A 19133-nucleotide genomic window follows, 5' to 3' on the forward strand; every position below is an offset into this window, starting at 1 on the left:
CATGATGAGCGCGACCAGCACCCTCGCCCTGACGCACTTCGTCACCCTTGCCGACAGCTTCGACAAGGACAAGGTGACTCCAGGCGTCCTCGGCTTCATCGTCTTCGCGGTCATCGGCGGCGCCGTGTGGCTGCTGATGAAGTCCATGAACAAGCAGATGAAGAAGATGGACTTCGAGGAGGCCCCGGAGGAGGGCGCGGCAGCCGCCGCCGCTCCCACGGTGCCGAAGCCGAAGACCGGCTGAGGGGCCTTCCGGCCCCGTCCGAAACCGGGTGACGGCCTGAGGCCGGCCGATGGGTTACGGCCGGCCGACCGGCCCGGCGGCTCGCTGATCCAAGCGGTCAGCGAGCCGGTCATCGGCCACCGAGTCGGCCATTGGCCACCGAGTCGGCCATTGGCCACCGAGCCGGCCATTGGCCACCGAGCCGGCCATCGGCCACCGAGCCGGCCATCGGCCACCGAGTCGATCGCCGGCCACCGAGCCGATCGCCCGGCGCGCGGAATCAGTCCGCGGCGGCCGGTGTGACGGTGATGCCCATGACCTCACGCGCATGGCGGCCGGGCATCATGCCGAGCCGCCACGCCTGCCAGCCCGTTTCCGGTTCCATCCCGCGCTCCAGCATCAGCGCGAACGCCTCCGCGCACTCCGCCAGCTTCCCGTCGCGGCCCGCGTGTTCCTCCCGCACGAGCTGCGCCAGCTCCTCCTGCGCCACGGCGGTGCCCACCACCGAGCCGCCCGGAGAGGCGAACGGCAGCAGCGTGCAGCGCAGGAACCGGGCCCAGTCCTCGCCGCGCCGGTCGCCGTAACCGGCGAATATCCGCGCCGCCTCGTCGGCCAGCTCCAGCGCCTGCGCCGCTCGACCGTTGCCCGCGTCGATGATCACCAACTCCAGGCACGACCACGCCTCGCCGTGCGGCACCGCGATCCGCCGGAAGTCCTTCCGGGCGTCCTGCAGCAGCTGCCGCGCGAAGCCGGAGTTGCGCAGCGAGCCGGTCTGCTCGGCCCGCAGATCCCGGGTGACCCGCCCCGAGTGATGCCGGGCGCAGGCCAGGCCGTAGGCGTCCTGCATCCGGCTGAACATCGTCCGCGACCGCTCCAGCTGCCGCAGCGCCGCATCCTGCTCGCCACGCTCCTCCAGCGCCTGGCCCAGGTAGTACATCGTCCAGGCCTCACCGCGCGCGTCCTCGTGGCGCTGGTGCAGCGCCAGCGCCTGCCGCAGCCGGTCGGCGGCCGGTTCCGGATCGCCGGCCACCAGACGGGCCCGCGCCAGCTGCGTCATCGCCCAGGCCGTGCCGCGCTCGTCCTGTGTGCGGCCGTAGAGCTCCATCGCGGCGTGCAGCGCCTCCTCCGCCAGCGGGACCTCGCCCCTGCGCAGATGCACCTGGCCGAGCTGGAAGTGCGCCCACGCCTGGCCGTGCACGCTCTCGCTCTCCTCGTGCAGCTCCAGCGCCTCGCGGAGCATGTCGAGGGCCTCGGCGAGCTGGGCCCGGTCGCGCTCCACCGCGGCCAGCGCGTGCAGGGTCCAGGCCCGGTCGCCGCGCAGATCGGGACCGGACTGCAGCTCCAGCGCCTCGCGGAGCTTGGCCGCGGCCTCGGTCAGGCTGCCCTGCTGCTGGAGGGTGATGCCCAGATCGCGCAGCGCCCGCGCGGCGCCCGCCGGATGCTGCGCCTCGAAGTACAGGTCCACCACCGACGACAGCGTCGTCCGGGCCTTGTCCAGCTCGCCCAGCTGCCGCGCCGCGACACCCGTGCGCCACTGCACCGAGCGCATCAGCAGGCCCTGCCCGACCGCCCGGGTCAGATCGTTCAGTTCGCCGAGGCGGTAGAGGTCGCCGCGCAGCAGGCAGTAATCGGCCAGCGCGCCCAGCAGGTGCGAGACCGTCGCCTGGTCCACCTCCTGATCGGCGTGCGCCAGGGCGGCCGTGATGAAGCTGGATTCGTCGTCCAGCCACTGCAGGGCCGCGTCCAGCGAGGTGAAGCCGTGCGAGCCGAAGCGGTCGGCGCGCGTCGACGTGCGGCCGTCGACCAGGCGGATGACCGAGTCGGCCAGCTCCGCATAGCCGCCGATCAGCCGCTCCTGGGCCGCGACGCGCTCCTGCGCGGCCTCCTCCGCCGCCAGCCGCCCGGACGCGAAGCGGTGCACCAGGGCGTGCAGGCGGTAGCGCCTGCCCCGCACATGCTCGATCAGCCCGGCCTCGGCCAGCGCCGTCAACTGCCGCTCCGCCGCGGCGTTCGCCACACCCAGCAGCGCCGCCGCGGCGGCCGCGCCCAGCGACGCCCGGCCCACCAGCGCCAGCCGGCGCAGCAGCCGTCGGGCCGGCTCCGGCTGGTCGGCGTAGCGCAGCGCCAGCGCCCGCTCCACCGGCGTGTGCGAGGGGTACGCCGCCAGGTCCGCGGCGAGCGCGGCCGGGGAGCGCGAGTCGAGGGAGGAGCCCGCCACCCGCAGCGCCAGCGGCAGACCCGCGCACTGCTCGGAGATCTCCTCGATCGCCCGGGCGTCGTACGGGCCCGTTGCGTCCGCCCCGTGCGCCGCGCGCAGCAACTCCTCGGTGCCGGCCGGATCCAGCGGCCCCACCGGCAGCTGATGCACCCAGGCCGGCAGGTCGGCGGGCAGCTTCAGAGGCTCACGGGCGGTCACCAGCACCAGGCTGTCGGAGCGGTCCGGCACCAGGGTGCGGACCTGCTCCGGATCCGAGGCGTCGTCCAGCAGGACCGTCACCGGAAGACCCGCCACATGCTGGTGATAGAGCTCGGTCAGCCGCTTGACGTGCTGCTCCTGGGACGTCCGCTCCCGGAACAGCAGCTGCTCGCGGGGTGCGCCGAGCCGGTTGAGCAGGTGCAGCAGGGCGTTGCGGGTCGGCACCGGCAGCTCACCGGGGGTGTCGCCGCGCAGATCCACCACGCACGCGCCACGGAACTGGTCGCGCAGCTGGTGGGTGGCCCGCACCGCCAGCGCCGTACGCCCCGAGCCCGGCTCACCGTGCAGCACCACCACGGTCGGTTTGGTCTCGGTGCTCGCCCGGGCCGCGTGCACCCACTGCGCGATCTGCGCCAGCTCCGCCCGACGGCCCGCGAACGGCGCGTCGGAGGAGGGGAGTTGGGAGAACGAGTGCTCCAGCACGGACCGCTGCCGGGCAGCCGCGCTACGGTCCCCGCCGCGCAGCTGCGGGCCCCGGGAGGCGGCCGCGGCGGCCTTGGCGGCCGGCGGGCCGCTGCCGCGCGACGCCGTCAGCATCCGCTGCTGGTCCAGGAACGGCCGGATGCCCCGCACCTCCAGCGCCGTCAGCCACTGGAGCCGCAACTGCTCCGGGCTGTCCGGCCCGCCCCGCCCGGCCGCCTGCTCGCGCCCCGCCGCCGGCCGGCCCGCGGTCAGCTTCACCACCGTGGTCGCGGCGCCCGCCACCACCACGGCGGCCCAGGCGCCCAGCGCCGCACCCGCGCCCGTGCCGTACGCCAGGTCCGTGCCGAAGGCCGCCACCGCCGCCACGGCCGTCGCCACCGCCGGGGTGCCCACCTCCTTGCGGGACAGCCGCCCGCCCGGTCCGCGCCGGGCCGCCCCGGCCTCGTCCACCGCTCGGACGAAGGCGGCGTACTCCTCGGCGGCGCTGCCCGCGATGTCGTCCAGCGCCCCGCGCGCCCTGCCGAGCAGCGTGCCCCCGTCGAGCCGTCCGCCCGAGCGTCGTACCTCCTCCTCCACGGCCCGCGCCACCAGCGCGTCCGCCTCCGCACGGTGCTCCTCACGCAGCACGGCCAGTGCGCCCGGCATGCGAATCCCCCTCCAGCAGATACCCGGTTGCAGTAGTCCAGGTCGGTCTCATGTGGCGTTCCGGCGGTGATCGTCGCCGTACGCACAGTGTTCCGCGTCCGCGCGCATTCCGGCAGGCCTGTGGACAACCGACTCAAGCTTGACCGTCTCGACGCCTTCGATGATGCCAAGTCGGCTGCGCGAAGTGATGATCACGCCGTGGGTGATCCCTCTGGGAAGCGGTTCGGCGACTTGCGGGAGCTCGGCCGCGTTGTCGAACACCCAAAGTGCCGGACTGCCCGATGAAAGCCGAGGGCATCGAGCGTCCGGTGATAGAGGGCAGCCTGACTCTCGATGTTCTGTGGTACCTCAACGGCGGGGACCTCGAGCGCGGACAACAGGGGAGCGTGGGCGGTGCCGGCACGAGCCAGTTGTTCGCGGTTGACCGAGAAGCCGTGCAGGTCCGCGACGATCACCCCGCCGGAGAACCTCGCATGGGTGGTCCGGTTCCCCGGCAATCCAGTCGACGAGGGAAGTCTTACCGACGCCGGCCAGGCCGAGGACGAGGACTCTGCGTGCGTCGCTCCCGGCCAACTTCGCTTTGATGGCCTGCTGTTCCTGACTTCGACAGACGAACCAGGATGGGGTTGTCGGAGAAGTTCCCGACACGCGTGTGACCTGGACCGCCGTCTCGCGTGTGCGGCGACTCGAACGCTGCTTGACGACCGCCTGGGCAGCTTCCAGGAACATCGACACTACCTGTGTGGAGCTCCTGCTCGTGGGGAACGAAAATCCAGGCCAGCGTATCCGTGGACGATTCCAAAGTCCCTGTCAGGTTGGCCCAGAACACCGTCGTGACCCGATATCGAACCACGCCGAAAACAGGGAGAAGTGCGTTCTCTCAGTCACTCGCGTGTGCGTCGACAGGGATCGCGTAGCCGTTCGCCCGCTTGTACTTGTCGCCGCTCTTCACCTGAACGGCGATCGACGAACCAGTTCGCTCACCCTCCCGAGTAGGCATGACGAACAGATCCTCGCCGAAGTCGTTGCCGCCGTCGATCTCCTGGACGATCTGAAAGTGTTCCTCCAGGAACGCACGGAGCGCGTTGACCCCCGCCCGTTCGATACTTCTGCTCCGAGGGACTCGTGCTGGCACTGTTCTCCCCCCCCGCCGCAGTGGTGGACCCCGCTGACGGCGAGAGGCCACAGCTCAGTCTGGCAGCGGGGCGTCGTTGCGCTCGCCTACCGCGTATGCGTGACAGATCTCCGTCGGCCTGTGCCGGCTGCCGATGAGGGCGCCCACGCGGATGTTGGTCGTCAGATGGTTCCCAGGTCCACGGTGACGGAGAAGGGCGCGGCAGCCTTGATCACGCCGGTGAACACCTCACCTTCCCGGTAGGCCTTGGTGGCGGGGTCGAGGACGTAGGTGTAGGTGATCGGGACGCCGGTGGCGGCCTGTTCGATGCGCCAGTAGAAGGGGATGCCGGCCTTGGCGTACTGGTCCACCTTCACGATCCGGTCGGTGGTCTCCGAGCCGGGCGAGACGACCTCGACGACCAGGAGCACGTGTTCGGGGCGTGTGGGCGTGAGATCGATGGTCTCCGCCCGGTAGACGGTGACATCCGGACGGCGGTTGGTCAGGGGAACGTCCTGCAGGCGGACGTCGAAGTCCGTATCGGCGTTCCAGTCCGGGCCTGCGGCAGCGTCCAGGGCATTGGCCAGGAGTCGGGCCAACCGGTTGTGCCGCTTGGAGGCGCTCGGGCTCACGACGACCATCCCGTCCACGATCTCAATGCCGGCACACTGCTCCTCGGACCAGGAGTCGTACTGCTCCGCACTGATCTGCGTATGCATCCACGCGGGCGCCACCATCTCGGCGGTCATGGTGTACCTCCTTCGAGGAGCCTCGGCAGTCCTGGCGCTGCTGTGCTCAGCCTACTGTCCTGCCATGCCGGGGCACCTGATTCGGAAGAGCGTGACGGATTCCCCTTGTCTCTGTCCGAGTGGCAAGTGGCGAGGCTGACGCTCACCACGTGATGGCCCACAAGTGCAATTCAGCCAAGAGAGGCGGGTCCGTGCGGGCTTCGCCGGCCGGATCGGGTGTTGTGAGAGGCTGGATTGCATGAACCGGTTGGCTGGTGTGACCTCGCCTTATCTGCTGCAGCATGCCGACAATCCGGTCGACTGGTGGCCCTGGTCGGCGGAGGCGTTCGAGGAAGCAAAACGGCGTGATGTTCCCGTTCTGCTATCGGTCGGCTACTCCGCGTGCCACTGGTGCCATGTGATGGCCCATGAGAGCTTCGAGGATCCGGCGACCGCCGCCCTGCTCAACGACCACTTCGTGGCCGTCAAGGTCGACCGCGAGGAGCGGCCGGACGTCGACGCGGTCTACATGGAGGCGGTGCAGGCCGCCACCGGCCAGGGCGGCTGGCCGATGACGGTCTTCCTCACCCCCGACGCCGAGCCCTTCTACTTCGGCACCTACTTCCCGCCCGAGCCCCGTCACGGCATGCCGTCCTTCGGCCAGGTCCTGGAAGGCGTCCGCAGCGCCTGGACCGACCGCCGCGACGAGGTCGGCGAGGTCGCCGGCCGGATCGTCGCCGACCTGGCGGGCCGGTCGCTCACCGAGTCGCTGCCCGCGGACCGCCGCCCGCCGCGCGCCGAGGAACTGCACACCGCCCTCATGGGGCTGACCCGCGACTTCGACGCGGCGCACGGCGGATTCGGCGGCGCGCCCAAGTTCCCGCCGTCCATGGCCCTGGAGTTCCTGCTCCGCCACCACACCCGCACGGGGTCGGCCGCCGCCCTGGAGATGGTGCAGGCGACCTGCACGGCGATGGCCCGCGGCGGCATCTACGACCAGCTGGGCGGTGGCTTCGCGCGCTACGCGGTCGACGCCACCTGGACCGTGCCGCACTTCGAGAAGATGCTGTACGACAACGCCCTGCTCTGCCGGACCTACGCGCACCTGTGGCGCACCACCGGCTCCGAGCTGGCCCGCCGGACCGCCGTCGAGACCGCCGACTTCATGGTCCGCGAACTCCGCACGCAGCAGGGCGGATTCGCCTCCGCGCTGGACGCGGACAGCGACGACGGCACCGGTCGGCACGTCGAGGGCGCCTACTACGTCTGGACACCGGAGCAACTCCGCTCCGTCCTGGGCGAGAAGGACGCGGAGTTCGCCGCCGCCTGCTTCGGCGTCACCGAGGAGGGCACCTTCGAGGAGGGCGCCTCCGTCCTCCAGCTGCCCGACGCGGCCGACGGCCCGGCCGACGACGCCCGGCCGGCCTCCGTCAAGGAGCGGCTGCTGGCCGCCCGCGCCGAACGGCCCCGCCCCGGGCGGGACGACAAGATCGTCGCCTCCTGGAACGGCCTGGCCATCGCCGCCCTCGCCGAGACCGGTGCCTACTTCGACCGCCCCGACCTGATCCAGGCCGCGACGGACGCCGCCGACCTCCTGGTCCGCGTCCACATGGACTGGCAGGCACGGCTGCACCGCACCTCCCGGGACGGTGTGCCGGGCGCCAACTCCGGCGTCCTGGAGGACTACGCCAATGTCGCGGAGGGCTTCCTCACCCTCGCCTCCGTCACCGGGGAGGGCGTCTGGGTGGACTTCGCCGGCTTCTTCCTGGACACCGTGCTGGTCCAGTTCACCACCGAGGACGGCGCCCTCTACGACACCGCCGCCGACGCCGAGACCCTCATCCGCCGCCCGCAGGACCCCACCGACAACGCCACCCCCTCCGGCTGGACCGCCGCCGCCGGCGCCCTGCTCTCGTACGCGGCGCTGACCGGCAGCGACCTCCACCGGACCGCCGCCGAGCGGGCCCTGGGCATCGTCACGGCACTCGCCGGCCGCGCCCCGCGCTTCATCGGCTGGGGCCTCGCCGTCGCCGAGGCCGCCCTGGACGGCCCGCGCGAGGTGGCGGTCGTCGGCCCGCACGGCGATCCGGACACCCTCGCGCTGCACCGCGCCGCTCTCCTGGGCACGGCCCCGGGCACGGTCGTCGCGCTGGGCGCCCCCGGGTCGGACGACGCCGGGGAGGTCCCGCTGCTGAAGGACCGGCCGCTGGTCGACGGACGCCCGGCGGCCTATGTGTGCCGCAACTTCACCTGTGAGCGGCCGACGACGGACCCGGAGGAACTGGCCGAGCGGCTGCACGGCTGACGGGCCGCCCGACGCCGGTGACGGGGGCCCGGCCCGTCCGCCCACCGGGGCGGGCCCCCGCCGGTCTCCGCCCGAGTCCCCCTACCGCAGGGCGGGTTGCCCCGGCGCGCACGTCACGTCCTAGCCTCGGCCCATGACGAAGAGCACACACCGCGAAGTACACCTGGCCGCCCGCCCCCGAGGCCCGGTCACCGATGACCTCTTCGAGATCGTGGAGGTCCCGCTGCCCGAACCGGGGCCCGGCCAAGTGCTGGTGCGCAACACCCACATGGGCGTCGCCGCCGTGATGCGCACCCTCATGGACGAGGCGAGCCCGGTACCGATGCCGTCGTTCGGGATCGGGAAGCCGCTGCACGGCGCCGCGGTCGGTGAGGTGGTGGCCGCCCCCGGGACGGATCTGCACCCCGGTGACCTGGTGGAGCACCGGCTCGGCTGGCGCGAGTACGCGCTGCTCGATGCGGACGAGGCGCGCCGCCTCGAACCCGGCCTGCTGCCCGACCCCGCCGCGTACCTCTCGCAGGGCGCCACGGCCCTGATGGGCGTCGCGCGCGGCGCGGAAGTGCGCCCCGGGGACACCGTGTTCGTCACCGGGGCGGCCGGCGGGGTGGGCTCCCTGGCCGGCCAGGTCGCCCGTCAGTACGGCGCCGCCCGGGTCATCGGCAGCACGGGCTCGCAGCAGAAGGCCGAGCGACTGATCGAGGAGCTCGGCTACGACGCGGTGGTGCTCCGCGGCGCGGGCCCCATCGAGGAGCAGCTGCGCAAGGCCGCACCGGAGGGCATCGACGCGCTCTTCGACAACGTGGGCGGCGAACAGCTGGAGGCCGCGTTGGCGGTGGCCAACCGGGGCGCTCGCCTCGCGATCGTCGGCGCCCTGGCCAGCCAGCTCTCCGCGGAGATCCCCGCACCGACCCGGGTCGACACCCTGTCGCTGCTCTCCCTGGGCATCACCCTGCGCGGCATCGCCCTGTACGAGCACCGCGACCTGATCCCGGAGTGGCACCGCCGGTTCGCCGCGGGGCTGCGCGATGGCTCCCTCACCTTCCCGCACGCCCGTCTGCACGGTATCGAGCAGGCGCCGCGGGCCCTGCGGGAGCTGATCGAGGGGCGCCATCTGGGCGCCGTCGTCGTGGAGTTGTGAGCCGGCGGCGGTACGGCGGGCGGTGCCGACGGCCGCCCGCCGACTGTCGGCGGCCGGTTGTAGCCTGCGGGCGTGGACACCTTGCTGAGGTACCGGTCCCTCGTAGCGGAGGCCGCGGCGCTGCGGTCCGCCGCCGACGATCCCGTCGCCGTGGCGGGACGCACCTGCGACCGCATCGACGCCGTCGACGCACGGGTGCGGGCGTTCGTCCCCGAACCCGGGCGGCGCACACGGCTCCTGGCGGCCGCCCGGCGGCTGGCGGCGGATCCGGACGACCGTGCCGGCCGGCCACCGCTGTACGGCATACCGGTCGGCGTCAAGGACATCGTCCACGTCGACGGCCTGCCCACCCGCGCGGGCTCCGCCCTGCCGCCCGAGGTGCTGGGCGGCGCGCAGGCCACCGTCGTGGACCGGCTGTGTGCCGCCGGTGCCCTGATCGCCGGCAAGACGGTGACGGCCGAGTTCGCCGTCACGGCGCCCGGGCCGACCCGTAATCCGCACGACACCGCGCATACGCCGGGGGGTTCGAGCAGCGGGTCGGCGGCCGCGGTCGCCGCCGGGATGGTGCCGCTGGCCATCGGGACGCAGACCGTCGGCTCGATGATCCGCCCCGCCGCCTTCTGCGGGGTGGTGGGCTTCAAGTCGACGTACGGCCGGATCCCGGTCGACGGAGTGATCCCCAACGCCGCCGGCTTCGACACCCTCGGGTGCTTCGCCGCGGATGTGGCGGGGGCGGCGCTCGCCGCGTCGGTGCTGTGCGACGGCTGGCGCGCCTCCGTGGCCGAGGTGTCCAGGGCTCCGCGGCCGGTGCTCGGCATACCGGTCGGGCCCTATCTGGAGCGCGCCGACGGTCCGGCCCTGCGCGCCTTCGGCGAACAGCGGGAGCTGCTGCGGGCCGCCGGGTACGACCTCCGTGAGGTGCCGGTGATGGACGACTTCGAGCAGGTCGTCGAGCAGCTCTTCACCATGAACCGCTACGAGGTCGCGCGGGCCCACGCCGAGTGGTTCGCGCGGTTCGGGGACCGCTACCGGCCCCAGACCGTGGCGGCCATCCGCCAGGGGCACACCATCGGCGACGCCGAGTACGAAGCGGCCCGGGATCGGCGGGCCGCGTTCTGCGAACGGCTCGCGGCGGCCGCCGCCGCGGCCGGTACCGACCTCTGGATCGCCCCGTCGGCAACCGGCCCCGCGCCCGCCGGCCTCTCCAGCACCGGGAGCTCGATCATGTGCCTGCCGTGGAGCAACGCCGGGCTGCCGTCCGTCGGACTGCCCGCCGGCCGCGCCGCCGACGGGCTCCCGCTCGGGTTGCAGATCGTCGGAGCACCGGGCGCGGACGAGGAGGTCCTGTACGGCGCGGCCGGTATCGAGAGCGCGCTGGCCGCAGGCCGGAGGGCGCCCGGCCCGGCCACCTCCGGCCCCGCCGGTTGAGCGACCGGGATCCGCGCCGCCGCCCTCCCCACGGCCCGGCCGTCAGAGGGTGGCGCCCCGCGTCAGTACGTCCATCGTCCGGTGGATGCACGCCTCCAGGTCGGCGTCCGGTCCGGCCTCGACCCAGTGCAGAAGCGCTTCCTGAAGGGCCGCCAGGATCGCCGCACTGATGGCCCGTACCTCCAGGTCGTCGGCGGTTCGGCCGGCGCGCTCGGCCAGCACGGCGCTGATCATCGCGGCGTCCCGGGCGGTGTTCTCCGCCGTTCGGCCCCTGATGGCGGGCACGTCGCGCACCAGCCGGATGCGCTGGACGAGTTCCTCGCGGTCCGCCGCGGTGATCCGGCGCAGCGCCTCGACGGTGACGTGCCGCATCGACTCGACCATCGGCTCGTCGGTGGGCCGGGCACGGATCCCCTCTTCCAGGACGGCGTCGTACTCGTCGGTCAGCACGATGTCCTCCTTCGTGGGGAAGTACCGGAAGACCGTGCTGGGCGAGACCTCCGCGGCCTCGGCGATCCGGTCGACGGGCGTCGCGTCGTAGCCCTGCTCCGCGAAGAGCCGGTAGGCGGCGCGCCGGATCGACTGCCGGGTCTGCCTCTTCTTCCGCTCGCGCAGGCCGGGCCGGGGAGCCCCGGACGACGGCGGGGTGACGGATGCGGAGCTGTGTGCGGCGACCATGAACGTCATTCTCGGGCATCGGGCGTCCCGGCGGCCACGGCCGTACCGGTGCCCGGGCGGCCCGCCGGGCCCGGGCGGCTTGTCGCGTCCGGGCTCAGCTCCGCCGCCGTCCGCCCGGTGCCGTCCGTCCCGGCGTCGCGCCCGGTACGCGTATCGGGCAGGAAGAGCGCGGTGAGCGTCGCCGCCACCAGGGCCGCGACACCGCACACCAGCAGCACCAGTCCCATGCCGTCCAGGTAGGCGCGGTCCGCGGAGGCGGCCAGCTCGGGAGCGCCGATCCGGCCGGCCACCAGATGGGCGGCGACGACCGAGTCCCCGGCGGCATCGGCTGCCGGGCCCGGCAGCCCGGCGGTGACGATCCGGTCGCCGTACGCCCCGGCGAGCAGGCTGCCGAGCACCGCCACCCCCAGCGCCCCGCCGAACTGCCGCACCGTCATGAGCAGTCCGGACCCGCTGCCGGCGCGCTCGCGCGGCAGCGCCCCCAGCGCGGCGTCCATGGCCGGGACCATGGCGAATCCGAAGCCGACGCCGGCGACGGACAGCCACAGGGCGGTGGTGCCGTAGCCGTCGTGGACGTCGGTCCGGGAGCCGAGGAAGGCGGCGCAGGCCAGCACGATCAGGCCGCCGGTGACGACCGGTCGCGGCCCGATCCGCGCGCTGAGCATGCCGCTGCCCTTGGCCGCGATCAGCAGTCCGGCCATCATCGGCAGCATCCGCAGTCCGGTGCCCAGGGCGTCGTGCCCCAGCACGGCCTGGAGGTACGGCGGCAGGACGAACATCAGCCCCGAGAGCACCAGCGTGCCGAGCGCCGCGGCGACGGTGTTCCAGAGGAAGCCGCGGCTGCGCAGCAGCCCGAGATCGAGCATCGGCCGCTGTTGGCCGCGGCCGCGGAGCACCAGCCCGGTGAGCAGGGCGGCGGATGCGGTCAGCGCGGTCAGGACGAGCGGGTCGAGCCAGCCGCGGGCGGGGCCCTCGATGACGCCGAACACCAGGGCGCCGAGCCCGGAGGCCGTGAGCCCCGCGGAGAGCGCGTCGACCCTGGGGGAGGCCGGATCGCGGGTCTCGGGCAGCAGGAAGACGCAGGCGGCGACGCCGAGCAGGGCGAGCGGAATGTTCACGAGGAAGACCGAGCCCCACCAGAAGTGGTCGAGCAGCCAGCCGCCGACCAGCGGGCCGAGCGGCAGGCCGAGGGCGGAGGCGGCGGAGATCGCGCCGACGGCGGTGGAGCGTTCCGCGGGCCCGAAGAGCGAGGGCAGTACGGACATCGCCAACGGCATGATCAGTGCCGCTCCGGTTCCCATCACCGCGCGGGCCGTGACGACCAGGGCGGAGCTGTCGGCGAAGGTGCCGAGCAGCGAGCCGGCGAGGAAGATGCCGAGGCCGGTGACGAGCATCCGGCGACGGCCGAACCGGTCGCCGAGGAGCCCGGCGGGGAGCATCAGGGCGGCGAAGACGACGGTGTAGGCGTCGACGATCCACTGCAGCCGGCCGGTGCCGGCGCCCAGCTCGGCGGCCATGGTCGGCAGCGCGACATTGAGGATCGTCGTGTCGAAGCCGAGCACCAGCATCGCGGCCACGAGCGCGCCCAGGGCCCACCAGCGGCGGGGGTGCGGGGCGGGCGGTGCGTCGTGCGCGGCGGGTGGTTCTTCGGTACGCGAGGCCATGGGGCACCACACCTTTGGGAGCAGGTCCGTCGTGCGCCGACGATTCGGCGCACCGTGAGAGTAAGACTTGAATGACAGTAACTCTCAAAAGATAGTAACTGTCAATTACTCGTCGGGGTGCGCTACGGGAGGGCGTGCGGGCGCAGCAAAAGGCCGCGACCCGGAAGGGGCGCGGCCGGTGTCGGTATCCGGAGCTCAGGGGTGCGAATAGGCCACCAGGGAGATCCCGACGTAGTGCACGATGAACGCCGCCAGCGTGAGGGAGTGGAAGACCTCGTGGAAGCCGAACCATCGCGGTGACGGGTTGGGGCGCTTGATGCCGTAGATCACGCCGCCCGCGCTGTAGAGGAGTCCGCCGACGATGACGAGCACCAGGACGGCGACGCCGCCCGTGCGCAGGAAGTCGGGGAGGAAGAAGACGGCGGCCCAGCCCATGGCGATGTAGCAGGGGGTGTAGAGCCAGCGCGGGGCGCCCACCCAGAAGACCCGGAAGGCGATCCCGGCGAGTGCGGCCGCCCAGACCGCCCAGAGGAGCACCTGACCGCGAGTGCCCGGTACGAGCAGCATCGTCAGCGGCGTATAGGTGCCGGCGATGATCAAAAAGATGTTGGCGTGATCGAGTCGCCGCAGGATGCCGTCGGTCCGGGGGCTCCAGTTGCCGCGGTGGTAGAGCGCGCTGATCCCGAAGAGCAAGCAGGCGGACAGGGTGTAGATGGCGCAGGCCAGTCGGCCGCGGGGGCTGTCGGCGAGCGCGGTGAGCAGGACGCCGGACAGCAGGGCGGCGGGAAACATCCCCGCGTGCAGCCAGCCGCGGAGTCTGGGTTTGAGTGGCGCTGTCACGGCGGCGACCGCGGAGACGGCGCCGGCCGCGGAGGGCGCGGGGGAGGTGGGGCTCTCGGCTGCGTCGGACGCGGGAGTCATGGCCGACATGCTACCTACGCGACCGTAGGTACCCCTCTGTCGAGAAGTGGTGACGGTCACAAGGTGCCCTCTGGACAGAACCCTGTCGGGGTCGGATGATCAAATGAGTGCGGTCGGCACCGGATGAGCGGTCACGAAGCATCCGGGTCGCGGCCCCCAAGGGGCAGGCAAACACCATAGAAGCGGACTTTTCCGGCACATGTCGGAGGTTCCTCCCCACCCTCATCTAGGAGCGATCGTGGCGCGCGACAACGCGGCTCCCTCCCCCAGGCCCTTCACCCGTCACCAGGAACTCCTCTCCTGGGTCGACGAGATCGCGGCGATCACCCAGCCCGAGCGGGTCGTCTGGTGCGACGGCTCGGAGGCGGAGTACGAGCGTCTGTGCGAGGAGCTCGTCGACAAGGGCACGTTCAAGAAGCTCGACCCGATCAAGCGCCCCAACTCGTACTACGCCGCCTCCGACCCCTCGGACGTCGCGCGGGTCGAGGACCGCACCTTCATCTGCTCCGAGAAGGAGGAGGACGCCGGCCCCACGAACCACTGGAAGGCCCCCGCCGAGATGCGGGCCCTCTTCGCCGGAGACGGTGACGCCTCCGACGGTGAGCAGGGCATCTTCCGCGGCTCGATGAAGGGCCGGACGATGTACGTCGTCCCGTTCTGTATGGGCCCGCTCGGCTCCCCCCTCTCCGCGATCGGCGTGGAGATCACCGACTCCGCCTACGTCGCGGTCTCGATGCGCACCATGACCCGCATGGGGCAGCCGGTGCTGGACGAGCTCGGCGAGGACGGCTTCTTCGTCAAGGCGGTGCACACCCTCGGCGCGCCGCTGGCCGAGGGCGAGGCCGACGTCCCGTGGCCGTGCAACTCCACCAAGTACATCTCGCACTTCCCCGAGGCCCGCGAGATCTGGTCCTACGGCTCCGGCTACGGCGGCAACGCCCTGCTGGGCAAGAAGTGCTACGCGCTGCGCATCGCCTCGGTCATGGCCCGTGACGAGGGCTGGCTCGCCGAGCACATGCTCGTCCTGAAACTGACCCCGCCGCAGGGCGAGGCCAAGTACGTCGCCGCCGCCTTCCCGAGCGCCTGCGGCAAGACCAACCTGGCCATGCTGGAGCCGACCGTCCCCGGCTGGACCGTGGAGACCATCGGCGACGACATCGCCTGGATGCGCTTCGGCGAGGACGGCCGGCTCTACGCGATCAACCCCGAGGCCGGCTTCTTCGGCGTCGCGCCCGGCACCGGCGAGCACACCAACGCCAACGCCATGAAGACCCTCTGGGGCAACTCCGTCTTCACCAACGTCGCCCTCACCGACGACGGCGACGTGTGGTGGGAGGGCATGACCGAGGAGACCCCGGCGCACCTGACGGACTGGAAGGGCAACGACTGGACCCCCGAGTCCGGCGTCCCGGCCGCCCACCCCAACGCCCGCTTCACCGTCCCGGCCGCCCAGTGCCCGACCATCGCGCCCGAGTGGGAGGACCCCAAGGGCGTGCCGATCTCGGCGATCCTCTTCGGCGGCCGCCGCGCCAGCGCCGTCCCGCTGGTGACCGAGTCGCTGGACTGGAACCACGGTGTCTTCCTCGGCGCGAACGTGGCGTCCGAGAAGACCGCCGCGGCCGAGGGCAAGGTCGGCGAGCTGCGCCGCGACCCGTTCGCCATGCTGCCGTTCTGCGGCTACAACATGGGCGACTACATGGGCCACTGGGTCAACGTCGGCAAGGCCGCCGTCGACAGGGGGGACCAGGCGAAGCTGCCGAAGATCTACTACGTCAACTGGTTCCGCAAGGACGACGCCGGCAAGTTCGTGTGGCCGGGCTTCGGTGAGAACAGCCGGGTCCTCAAGTGGATCGTCGAGCGGCTGGAGGGCAAGGCCGAGGGCGTCGAGACCCCCATCGGCGTGCTGCCCACCAAGGACGCGCTGGACACCAAGGGCCTCGAGCTCGCCGACGCCGAGCTCGACTTCCTGCTCACCGTCGACAAGGAGGTGTGGCGCGAGGAGGCGGCGCTCATCCCCGAGCACCTCAACACCTTCGGCGACCACACGCCCAAGGAGCTGTGGGACGAGTACCGCGAGCTGGTCCGGCGGCTCGGCTAGCCGACGCCGCACGGCCTGATGCCCGGCCGGGGCCCCGCACTTGGTGTCACCAGGTGCGGGGCCCCGGCGTTTCCCATCCGGTCGAGTTCTCATACATGAACCTTGTACGCACTCTTGACCGGGCGGGATTCCGCGGCCCACGCTGAGGCCCATGACGCTCACGGCTTCCGCGCCGCTCACCGGCGACCGCATCGCATCCGTCCGCCTCTCCCTCGTCCGGCTCCCGCTCGGCGCTCCGGTCAGCGACGCCAAGGTGCTGACCGGACGCCAGAAACCTCTCACCGAGGTCGCGTTCGTCTTCGCCCGGATCACCACCGAGGGCGGCGGCGAGGGCCTCGGCTTCGGCTACGCCAAGCGGGCCGGCGGGCCGGGTCTGTACGCGCACGCCCGGGAGCTCGCGCCGGAGCTGATCGGCGAGGACCCCAGCGACATCGGCCGGCTCTGGCAGAAGCTGCTCTGGGCGGGCGCCTCGATGGGCCGCAGCGGGCTGGCCGTTCAGGCGATCGCCGCCTTCGACATCGCCCTGTGGGACCTGAAGGCGCGGCGCGCCGGCCTGTCGCTCGCCAAACTCCTGGGCGCGCACCGCGATGCCGTCCCCTGCTACAACACCTCCGGCGGTTTCCTCTCGGCACCCGTCGACGAGATCCTGGACAACGCGGAGGCCGCGCTCGCGCGCGGCATCGGCGGCATCAAGATCAAGGTGGGGCAGCCCGATACGGCCGCCGACCTCCGGCGCGCAGCCGCGGTCCGCGACCGCATCGGCGACCACGTCCCCCTGATGGTGGACGCCAACCAGCAGTGGGACCGGGCCACCGCCCTGCGGTGCGGGCGGGATCTGGAGGACTTCCGGCTCACCTGGATCGAGGAGCCGCTGGACGCCCACGACGCGGCGGGACACGCCGCGCTCGCGGCGGCGCTGGACACCCCGGTGGCGACCGGTGAGATGTTCACCAGCGCCGAGGAGCACACCCGGCTGATCGAGGCGGGCGCCGCGGACTTCGTCCAGCCGGACGCGCCGCGGGTCGGCGGGATCACGCCCTTCCTGCGGGTGATGGCGCTCGCCGACCACAACGGCCTGAGTCTGGCGCCGCACTTCGCGATGGAGGTCCATCTCCATCTGGCCGCCGCCTACCCGCGGACCGCCTGGGTCGAGCACTTCGAGTGGCTGGAGCCGCTGTTCCGTGAGCGGCTGGAGCTGCGGGAGGGGCGGATGGTCGTCCCCGACCGGCCGGGGCTGGGCCTCTCCCTGAGCGACCGCGCGGACGCCTGGACCGTCGACCGCTACGAGACCGGGCACCGCGCGGGCCGCGCCGCGGCGGTCTTGCCGTAGCGCGCCCGGGCCGTAGCGCGCCCCCGCCGTGGTGCGCTCAGGCCGGGTGCGCTCAGGCCGTGGCGAGGTCCCGGGTCCCGAAGGCCGCGCCGTGCGCCTCCATTCGCTCCGCCGCCAGCGCCATCGCCGCGGCGTCGTCGCGGGAGGTGGCCACGGCCAGGGCGTTGCCGGCGAGCGTGTGGGCGCGCTGCTGGAGGGCGGGGATGCGGCCCGGGGTGCCGTCGTCGGTGGGCTCGGCGCGCAGCGGGTGGTGACCGCTCAGCCGCGCCACCTGCTCGGCGATGCGGTCGGCGGCGGCGGCCAGGGCGGCGCCGTCCAGCGGGCGGTGGCTGCCGTGCGCCGCCAGGGCGTGCAGCTCATCGGTGACGGTGAGCAGCGCGGTCAGCTGGCCGGCGAGCCGGATGTCCAGCTCCTCCTCGCGCGAGCGGTGCGGAAAGTCCGGGGCGGCGGCCATGGTGTGGACCGACTTGGTGCGGATCGGCTCGTACATGGGAGGCCTCCTGCAAGCACCTGGAACGAGGTGCCGGAGAAATCCGGGCACCCTTCAACGTCTAGGAGGCCATCCTAGCTTAGACCTTGTCTAAAGTTGTGCCTCGTACAGCAGGTTGTTCGTCTTCTGTGAGAAGTCGCCCCGCTCGGCTACTGTCCGTAACCGTCGAGGAAGGAGCCGATCCGGGTGACGGCGTCCGTCAGGTCGTCCGCGCTGGGCAGCGTGACCAGGCGGAAGTGGTCCGGCTCCGGCCAGTTGAAGCCCGTGCCGTGGACGATCATGATCTTCTCGGCGCGCAGCAGGTCCAACACCATCTGCCGGTCGTCCTTGATCTTGTAGACCTTCGGGTCGAGCCGGGGGAAGGCGTAGAGCGCGCCCTTCGGCTTGACGCAGCTGACTCCCGGGATCTGGGTGAGCAGCTCGTACGCCGTATCGCGCTGCTCGCGCAGTCGGCCGCCGGGCAGCACCAGATCGTTGATCGACTGCCGGCCGCCGAGGGCGGTGGCGACCGCGTGCTGGGCCGGCATGTTGGCGCACAGCCGCATATTGGCCAGGATCGTCAGGCCCTCGATGTACGAGGAGGCGTGCTCCGTGGGGCCGCAGACCGCCATCCAGCCGCTGCGATAACCCGCCACCCGGTACGACTTCGACAGCCCGTTGAAGGTCAGCGTCAGCAGGTCCGGGGCGAGCGAGGCGAAGGGGGTGTGCGTGGCGTCGTCGTAGAGGATCTTGTCGTAGATCTCGTCGGCGCAGACGATCAGATGGTGCCGGCGGGCGATCTCCGCGATGCCGCGCAGCAGCTCGTCGTCGTACACCGCGCCCGTGGGGTTGTTGGGGTTGATGACGACGATGGCCTTGGTGCGGTCGCTGATCCTGCGCTCGATGTCGGCGAGGTCCGGCATCCAGTCCGCCTGCTCGTCGCAGCGGTAGTGCACGGCGGTGCCGCCGGAGAGCGAGACCGATGCCGTCCACAGCGGGTAGTCCGGGGCCGGGACCAGCACCTCGTCGCCGTCGTCCAGCAGCGCCTGCATCGACATCTGGATCAGCTCGGAGACGCCGTTGCCCAGATAGATGTCGTCGACCGACAGCTCGATGCCCTGGGTCTGGTAGTGCTGCATCACCGCGCGGCGGGCGGAGAGCAGGCCCTTGGCGTCGCCGTAGCCGTGGGCCGTGCCGACCGAACGGAGGACGTCCTCCAGGATCTCGGGCGGGCACTCGAAGCCGAACGCCGCCGGATTGCCGGTGTTGAGCTTGAGGATGCGGTGTCCCGCCGCCTCCAGCCGCATGGCCTCCTCGAGCACCGGGCCACGGATTTCGTAGCAGACACCTGCGAGCTTCGTTGACTGGATCACCTGCATGTCCGCCACCTTACGGCCGTGTATCGGGGCCCGCCGGGTGTTTTTCCCCACCCTGGTCAGCGCAGGGTGTGGGGTTGCTCACGTGGGGTCACCACGAGGGAGGGCGGGCGGGGC

General features: G+C 72.2%; 15 protein-coding genes. 6 read left to right on the plus strand and 9 right to left on the minus strand.

Going from position 1 to position 19133, the window contains the following annotated elements:
- Position 1 precedes the first annotated feature (1 nt).
- Positions 2–244 (plus strand): hypothetical protein, encoded by a 243-nt coding sequence (locus ACGFML_RS02455; protein ID WP_393539097.1) that lies wholly within the window; start codon positions 2–4, stop codon positions 242–244.
- Between the two features lie 259 nt (positions 245–503).
- On the opposite strand, the gene ACGFML_RS02460 is transcribed toward ACGFML_RS02455, so the two are convergent.
- From ACGFML_RS02460 to ACGFML_RS02475, 4 genes are all read right to left on the minus strand, one after another.
- Positions 504–3767, minus strand: a complete 3264-nt coding sequence (locus ACGFML_RS02460; RefSeq protein ID WP_393539099.1) for a tetratricopeptide repeat protein — start codon at positions 3765–3767, stop codon at positions 504–506.
- 48 nt (positions 3768–3815) lie between these two features.
- Positions 3816–4028 carry a hypothetical protein gene (locus ACGFML_RS02465; RefSeq protein WP_393539101.1) on the minus strand — a complete coding sequence of 71 codons (213 nt, stop codon included), beginning with the start codon at positions 4026–4028 and terminating at the stop codon, positions 3816–3818.
- A gap of 619 nt (positions 4029–4647) precedes the next feature.
- Positions 4648–4902, minus strand: a complete 255-nt coding sequence (locus ACGFML_RS02470) for a DUF4365 domain-containing protein (protein ID WP_393539103.1) — start codon at positions 4900–4902, stop codon at positions 4648–4650.
- A 161-nt stretch (positions 4903–5063) separates the two neighbouring features.
- On the minus strand, positions 5064–5630 hold the full coding sequence (locus ACGFML_RS02475) for a Uma2 family endonuclease (RefSeq protein WP_393539105.1): 567 nt from the start codon (positions 5628–5630) through the stop codon (positions 5064–5066).
- 238 nt (positions 5631–5868) lie between these two features.
- Between ACGFML_RS02475 and ACGFML_RS02480 the strand changes: the two genes are divergently transcribed.
- From ACGFML_RS02480 to ACGFML_RS02490, 3 genes are all read left to right on the plus strand, one after another.
- Positions 5869–7914, plus strand: coding sequence for a thioredoxin domain-containing protein (locus ACGFML_RS02480; protein ID WP_393539107.1), 2046 nt, complete (start codon positions 5869–5871; stop codon positions 7912–7914).
- A 133-nt stretch (positions 7915–8047) separates the two neighbouring features.
- On the plus strand, positions 8048–9052 hold the full coding sequence (locus tag ACGFML_RS02485) for a zinc-binding dehydrogenase (protein WP_393539110.1): 1005 nt from the start codon (positions 8048–8050) through the stop codon (positions 9050–9052).
- 72 nt (positions 9053–9124) lie between these two features.
- Positions 9125–10480: an amidase gene (locus tag ACGFML_RS02490; protein ID WP_393539113.1), complete on the plus strand. Its 1356-nt coding sequence runs from the start codon at positions 9125–9127 to the stop codon at positions 10478–10480.
- A gap of 42 nt (positions 10481–10522) precedes the next feature.
- Here ACGFML_RS02490 and ACGFML_RS02495 read toward each other — a convergent pair whose 3' ends face one another.
- The 3 genes from ACGFML_RS02495 to ACGFML_RS02505 all read right to left on the minus strand — a co-directional run bounded on the left by ACGFML_RS02495 (position 10523) and on the right by ACGFML_RS02505 (position 13743).
- Entirely contained in the window at positions 10523–11158 is a 636-nt protein-coding gene (locus tag ACGFML_RS02495) for a TetR/AcrR family transcriptional regulator (RefSeq protein ID WP_393539115.1), read from the minus strand.
- Positions 11159–11163: 5 nt separating this feature from the next.
- The gene (locus ACGFML_RS02500) at positions 11164–12822 is read right to left on the minus strand and encodes an MFS transporter (RefSeq protein ID WP_393539117.1); all 1659 of its coding nucleotides are present in this window, start codon (positions 12820–12822) and stop codon (positions 11164–11166) included.
- A gap of 195 nt (positions 12823–13017) precedes the next feature.
- Positions 13018–13743 (minus strand): hemolysin III family protein, encoded by a 726-nt coding sequence (locus ACGFML_RS02505; RefSeq protein WP_393539120.1) that lies wholly within the window; start codon positions 13741–13743, stop codon positions 13018–13020.
- A 238-nt stretch (positions 13744–13981) separates the two neighbouring features.
- On the opposite strand from ACGFML_RS02505, the gene ACGFML_RS02510 reads away from it, so the two are divergent.
- Both ACGFML_RS02510 and ACGFML_RS02515 read left to right on the plus strand, forming a co-directional pair.
- The gene (locus tag ACGFML_RS02510; RefSeq protein ID WP_393539123.1) at positions 13982–15841 is read left to right on the plus strand and encodes a phosphoenolpyruvate carboxykinase (GTP); all 1860 of its coding nucleotides are present in this window, start codon (positions 13982–13984) and stop codon (positions 15839–15841) included.
- A gap of 151 nt (positions 15842–15992) precedes the next feature.
- Positions 15993–17171 carry a mandelate racemase/muconate lactonizing enzyme family protein gene (locus ACGFML_RS02515; protein WP_393539125.1) on the plus strand — a complete coding sequence of 393 codons (1179 nt, stop codon included), beginning with the start codon at positions 15993–15995 and terminating at the stop codon, positions 17169–17171.
- Positions 17172–17223: 52 nt separating this feature from the next.
- Here ACGFML_RS02515 and ACGFML_RS02520 read toward each other — a convergent pair whose 3' ends face one another.
- Positions 17224–17661, minus strand: coding sequence for a hypothetical protein (locus ACGFML_RS02520; RefSeq protein WP_393539128.1), 438 nt, complete (start codon positions 17659–17661; stop codon positions 17224–17226).
- 149 nt (positions 17662–17810) lie between these two features.
- The gene (locus tag ACGFML_RS02525) at positions 17811–19019 is read right to left on the minus strand and encodes a pyridoxal phosphate-dependent aminotransferase (RefSeq protein WP_393539131.1); all 1209 of its coding nucleotides are present in this window, start codon (positions 19017–19019) and stop codon (positions 17811–17813) included.
- Between the last annotated feature and the right edge of the window lie 114 nt (positions 19020–19133).

Source organism: Streptomyces sp. NPDC048650 (assembly GCF_043199095.1).
GTDB lineage: Bacteria > Actinomycetota > Actinomycetes > Streptomycetales > Streptomycetaceae > Streptomyces.